At 54.6% G+C, this 6,182-nt stretch carries 3 protein-coding genes; 1 reads left to right on the plus strand and 2 read right to left on the minus strand.

Annotation, left to right across the window (positions count from 1 at the left end; translation table 11 throughout):
* Positions 1–219 precede the first annotated feature (219 nt).
* Positions 220–1,167 carry a phytanoyl-CoA dioxygenase family protein gene (locus B036_RS0123915; protein ID WP_020571272.1) on the plus strand — a complete coding sequence of 316 codons (948 nt, stop codon included), beginning with the start codon at positions 220–222 and terminating at the stop codon, positions 1,165–1,167.
* A gap of 4 nt (positions 1,168–1,171) precedes the next feature.
* On the opposite strand, the gene B036_RS0123920 is transcribed toward B036_RS0123915, so the two are convergent.
* Positions 1,172–3,907, minus strand: coding sequence for a CHAT domain-containing protein (locus B036_RS0123920; RefSeq protein WP_020571273.1), 2,736 nt, complete (start codon positions 3,905–3,907; stop codon positions 1,172–1,174).
* Positions 3,880–6,048 carry a S8 family peptidase gene (locus B036_RS0123925; protein WP_020571274.1) on the minus strand — a complete coding sequence of 723 codons (2,169 nt, stop codon included), beginning with the start codon at positions 6,046–6,048 and terminating at the stop codon, positions 3,880–3,882. Before B036_RS0123925 ends, B036_RS0123920 begins: the two co-directional genes overlap by 28 nt.
* Positions 6,049–6,182 lie beyond the last annotated feature (134 nt).

Here is a 6,182-nt window from a genome sequence, read left to right on the forward strand (position 1 = left end):
GGCCCCGTACTTGCAGGAAACCCAGCTTGAAATTATCTTAGGCAGACAAAACAGCCGGGAGTCAACTCAAGCCGAAAACGGTTAATCTGGACTTGCCGAATCTTCCCGTCGGCCCAAAGCCCCCTGGGTTCAATCACGATTACGCCACGAGTAGCCGCGAAGCGAAATCATGTTGACCAGGTAACAGAGACAACCCGATAACCCGACAACTCGCCCTTCATGCAAACCAACGCCCACAAAGACATCCCCGGTAACCCTTCCACCGCCAAAAGCAGTAAGGTCCGGCTACGTGAATCCGCAACGCCCGATTCGTTACGGGTACTGACGATGGACCAGTGGGAGTTCTGGCGGACGAACGGCTACGTTGTGATTAAAAACGCCGTTCCCCGCTCTCAAGCAGCTGCGACCGCTGACTTCCTCTGGGAATTCGAGGAGAAAGACCCTGTTGATCCTTCGACCTGGTACACAGCGCCCCGCGCTGAAATGAAGATGAAGGAATTGGCAGGCACCGGAATGGTGGAAGTCTACAACCACCAACACCTGTGGAACAACCGGCAGATGCCTAAGGTCTACGATGCCTTTGTTGACATTTGGGGCACCGAAAAACTATGGGTAACCATCGACCGGGCCAACCTTAATTTTCCCATCCGCCCCGGCTTCGAATACCGTGGCTTCATTCACTGGGATTACGACCCCGAAACCCGCCCCCAAAACGTACAGGGCGTACTGGCGCTGGCCGACCAGCTGGATACCGAAATGGGGGGCTTCCAGTGCATCCCCTGGCTCTACCGTAACTATGATACCTGGAAGTTGACCCAGCCGGAAGACCGCGATCGTTTTAAACCCGATACCTCCGGCCTCGAAGCAGAAATCGTCAAAGTCCCCCTGGAAGCCGGCGACCTGTTGATCTTCAACAGTACCGAGCCGCACGGTATCCGGCCGAATAACTCAGAAGACAAGGTCCGCATTGCCCAGTACCTCTCCATGATGCCCGCGCAGGAGGAGAACGAAGAACTGCGCCAATGGCGCATCAACTCGTGGCAAAACCGTATCGCTCCGGAAGGCTACGCTTTCCCCGGTGATCCGCGAAACTGGGAACAGGATCGCTATGAGACGGCTGAGCTGTCGGTGTTGGGACGGAGATTGCTGGGGCTGGATACTTGGTAGCCTCTCACTCCCTAGCCCGATTATACCAAACCAAAACCAACGTCAAACCCAAAACACCAACCAAGGCCCCCCAGAGGAACGCTTTGCTATTTTTGGCAGGCTGCAGTTCAAGTCCGGTCTCCGTACCGTAATAAGTAAGCCCGGCCCAGAGGTAGGGGGACTTTTCTACGTCCCGCATTGTTGCATCATCAAGGTAACGAAGCTGGGCCAAATGCAGGGCCTTTCCCTTTGTCTCTCCCTGGCCAAGCGTCTGGTAAAAGGTGCTGAGTACTTGTCCGCCAGATCGGGCGTTCACGTTCCACAAGCTGGCAATAACACTGGCGGCACCTGCCTGGATGAACCCACGGCCAAGCCCCAGCACCCCCTCTCCTTTGGCCAGTTTGCCGATATTGGTCTGGCAGGCGCTGAGTACAACAAGGTCCGCGTTGAGGTCCTGATGGTAAACTTCCCGCAGGAATAAGGGCTGATCATGAAAAGCGATCAAAGGCGCTCCGGCATCAGTGGAGGCAAATGCATGGGTACTCAGGTGCAGGATGTTGGCGTAAGCGGCTTTTTCCCGGAACCGGGCGAGGGTCGCGGCTTCACTCGTTAGCAGTTCAACCTGAAAGGATTCCGTTATCTGTTGTAGTTCGTCTTGACTGAAGGGCAGGGGAGGGTAGGCCAAGGTTGCGCTGCCATTCACGAAGGGTGCAAAGGCGACTATGCGGTCGCCCGATGTATTTGCTGGTTGCTTTCGGGAAAGAATACTGGCGGAATGCCCGTAGGAAACGGGGTGTCGCCGGACCAGGTAAGGCAATCTGCTCAGTTGATTAGCGGTAGAAACCTCCTCCGTCAGCAGGGCTGGAAACGGTACGTAGGTGAGTGGCCCGTCAGGAATGATGAGTAAGGACTGATTGGCGGGCAACGACAAGGGGGCCAGGAAGGCCTGATAAACCGTAAAGGCTGCCGCAGCATATCCCGCGGGGTCATTCTGGATGTCCGTAGGCTTGGAGAAATAGGCCAATAATTCGGTCGCAATCTGCTGCAAACCATCAGTTTTACCGAGGTTGAAAGTCTTTAGCCCGCTTTGGTCCAGGTATAACGCAAAGGTTTGTGTTGGCCCCATAAAGTAATGGAGGAGCGCCTGACCGGTAGAAACAAGTGTGCGCTCATGAAAGGTTGTTGGGGCAGGTACTACTACGTTTTCCGTCAATGCGCGGTAATGGGGGAAACGGCTGCGTAGTTGACGGCGGAACTCGGAGAGGTTGCCTTGGGCGGAGATCACCGCTTGTAAGGCCTCTGTTCGGTCTTGCGCTTCGGAGGTTCCCATCTCCGACTGCGCTCTGGTTACGGCCCGTGCCAATTGCTTTTCACGTTGCCTCAGGGTATCCGGCAGTTCCCGGAGGGCGTCGCTTCCGCGAATGGCATCGTAGAGTAAAACGGCTTTACTCTTTTCGAAGAAGAAGAAAGCGTCTTCGGGCAGATTTGCCTGGTGGCAGTGTTTGATGGCCGACTCATAAAAAGCGGCGGTTTTCTCCCGCCAGAAAAACTTGGAGGCTTGTCCGCTGTGCTGTTGACGAAGGTCATCCAATAAGGCGTCGCCCGTACGATAGAGCTGGGACAGGGCTTCGGCTATCTCTGCTCCCTTACCGTCCATGGCATCCAGCGCCCGCGCCTGATCATTAATGTATAGAAACAGGTCCTGCTGGTTGTCGGCATATCTTAGTTCAGCTAATTGCGGAACGTCAGTAATGTTAACCGGACTGTATTCCGGTAAGAGGGTCGCCTGCGCTTGCTGAAAAAAGGCGGCTGCTTCTGCAGGCTTTCCTTCTGCTAGATAAAGGCTACCCCAATGATCGTCATTTTGGGCCTTGTATTGAGGTATGTTGGCTTGTATTGCGGCCAATTTTCCCTTTGTCAAAAAAGTCCTGGCCTTAGAGAGTTGCCCGGTTTCGATGTACAAAAGGGCCAGTACATTACATCCGTTAGCGAGTTCGGAGGTGATGTCATTGTCTGCATAAATCTCCAATAGTCCCAAAAGTTCTTTTTCTGCTGCCGGGTAATCTTTCAGTTTCTGCTGGGTGACGGCCATGTTGAAACGCGGTACCAGGCTGTTGCCGAGGTACCAGCCAAAATTGTCGTCTTCCAGCCTGATGAGCCCCCGGTATAATTCTGCACTCCTTTCTAGGTAAGGACGAGCGGCTTCTAAAGAGTCTTGCTCGAATAATATACCCCCTAACTCGGCGTAGCACAGGGCTTCTAGGTCATACTTGCGTAGCATCGTAACTTCCGTAGCGGCTCCCGTTTCGGTCATGGCGACGCGTAACTGGTTTTTTGCCGCAGCAAAATCCCCGATGCCCGAAAGCGCTTTTGCCAACTCGATGGCTGTAGTGGGTGGCCGGTGAGTTTGGTCTGGTGGCAGGTCTAGCCCCCTGTAAATCGCCAACGCCCGCTCCAGGTAAGGGCGGGCGGCGGCGTAGTCTGATCTTCCATTGAGCGCCCTGCCAGCGTTGAAATTGGATTTTCCAAGGTTAATGTCCGGCGTATCGCCCAGGGCCGCTTCGCGGTCCCGAACGGCAAGGCGGGTGTAATAGACGGCACTATCTAGCTGCTCATTCTGGATATAGGTGACGCCAAGGCTGTGGTACCTGGCCCCCCGGGCCAGCAGAGAATCCCTGCTTTGACCGGGCAAAAAGGCTGGGCAAAGGGCTAGAGTCAGTAAGCTGATTCTGGTTAGAAGCGTAGCAATTTTTCTGTCCATTGGTAATCTTGGCCGTTGATTTGAAGGAAATATATCCCCGCGCTCAACCTGGGTAAGGTAATACTTTGTGGTACGCCAGGTGCCCAGGCCGGCATACTTGCTTCGTAGATCAGCCGTCCGCTGCCATCAAGCAGCCGTAGTTGGGCGGCGGCGCGCGGGAGCAATGAATTAATAAAGAGCAAAGACTGGCCGGGGTTGGGGTACACCTCAAAGCCCGGGGCTTGTAAACGTTGGTCCGTCGTTGCTACCGGATCACAGACACAGCTCTCGGTGTAGACCAGTTGTTTACCGTCTCTGGCGACGGGTTCCAGGGACAATGTTGGGGTGGCTGCGTTCAGGACGATGGTTCTGACGGTGTCGAAGTTGAAACCAGCGCCAAGCTCATCTCGTAAACAAGCATACACAATGGCGGCTTCGGCGGTTACCATGGGCGTGGCCATGGAGGTGCCGGATTTAAAGGTGCCGCCACCGCGGGGCCTGGCACTGAAAATGTCAACACCGGGCGCTGTAATATCAACGAAGAGGGGAGAGAAATTGGAGAAGCCGGCCCTTTCTACGCCTACGATGACGTCTACGTCTCTGATATATTGAGTAGCAGCAACGGTAATAACATTTGGGGCGGAATAACAAGCGGGGTACTGACGGGTATTCCGGAGGTCGATTCCTTCATTTCCGGCTGCACTGATGATCAGAATGTTTCTTGTCGCTGCAGTATCAATTGCGTTCCCCAAAATTATACTGGAGTCGCCAAAGAAACCCCAACTATCGTTGATGATGTCAATATCGTCTAAAGACGCTTGGAAGGTGGCACAAGCGACGGCAAAGAGGGTAGAAACGCCGTTATAATCGTGGGTCTTATAGGATAGAAATTCATAACCACAGCCATTGGGGGCATGTTCATCGAGGCTGTCAGCAATAATGCCGGCTACATGGGTGCCGTGACCATTATCGTCGTAAGGGTTATTGTTCTTGTCTACATAATTCCAGCCAATGGCATCGCCTTCGAGGCAGTTCAGGTTGTCGCTGGCCGAACCGGGCAGGTTCGTTCGATTTACTTTTACGTGCGGGCTGATTTTCAGGTGCTCGTAGTCGATACCCGTATCGAGAATGGCAATACGGAGGGCACTCCAGTCTTCCGTCCCCTGGTTGCTGGCGAGGGTATTAAAATCGGCAGTGGTGAGCGGGGCTGAGGGCACTGGCGTTACGGGGACAGGCTGGGTGAGGTTATAAGTGTTGAGGTCTACACCATCCACCATTGTCTTTGACTTTGCTTTGATGATGTTACTCAGAATATCGGTAGTTCCGGTGGCATCCTCTTGCTGGCCGCCCTGGCTGATGAACATGGAGCCGTCAATTTCCCAGACTTTTACGAAGTCGCAGGCGCAGGAATCAACTGCGCGGGCACCGAATTCTTCCCGCAGGGAATCCTGGAAGCCAGGGCTGGCATCCGGGGCAAACTGAATGACTAACTGGTTTGGAACGTAAGCACCGCCAGCGGGGCTGACCCTGTAGGGGTAGCCTTGGTCGCCGAGGTATTGCCCCAGGGTGTCAGGCGTCAGGGGTAAAGGAGCCGAATCGAAAAAAGCAACATCGTCGATCAGCCAGAAGTAGGAGGGGCCGGTGGAAGCCAGGACAACGCGTGCATCGCTTACGCCTATCAGCTCCGGGACGTGCAGCATCACGGTGTCGTAGGGCGCGGTTTCTACGCCCGCCACCAGTTGTTCGTTGAGGGGGATGGTTCGGAGAAGGGTCGTATTGTCATACAGCTCCACCCATACGTGGGTACTGTCGGTGCCGATTTTGTTCCGGCGATAATACTGGTGAAAGGACAGGTAAACGTCAGGTTGTCCGACGAAACTCCGGGAAGGAGAGCGGAAGCGAGTTGTATCCCCTACCATTCCGGGAGAAGAAATAGCGACGGCACGGTCACCCGAACGGGATTGGATTCGGCTGCGGCTGCCCCAAAAAGGGGTGTTGTTCGCCTGCCCATTAATGCGCAGGCTGACGTTGGGGGTATTGATCCCGTTCCAGGAGGCCCAACCAGTGAGGCCGAAGCCGTATTCCACCCCGATGAGGTTTTGGGCGAGGCCGCAGGTGCAAAGGGAGAGGATTAAAAGCAGTGTAGGGAAAGAACGTTTCATGGTGTTGGTGTTTTTTAAGTTGCAGGTTATAAAAGTTCGCTTCGCTTTTGTTGCAGGTGTTGCAGAGTCGCTTCGCTCCCGTTGCAGGTGTTGCAGAGTCGCTATGCTCCTGTTGCAGGTGTTGCAGAGTCGCT

It is taken from the genome of Neolewinella persica DSM 23188, assembly GCF_000373105.1.
Lineage (GTDB): Bacteria > Bacteroidota > Bacteroidia > Chitinophagales > Saprospiraceae > Neolewinella > Neolewinella persica.

Bases quoted from the DNA above. Each gene is read 5' to 3' on its own strand.
- B036_RS0123915 (WP_020571272.1), top strand. From the start codon at position 220: ATGCAAACCAACGCCCACAAAGACATCCCCGGTAACCCTTCCACCGCC.
- B036_RS0123920 (WP_020571273.1), bottom strand. From the start codon at position 3,907: ATGGACAGAAAAATTGCTACGCTTCTAACCAGAATCAGCTTACTGACT.
- B036_RS0123925 (WP_020571274.1), bottom strand. From the start codon at position 6,048: ATGAAACGTTCTTTCCCTACACTGCTTTTAATCCTCTCCCTTTGCACC.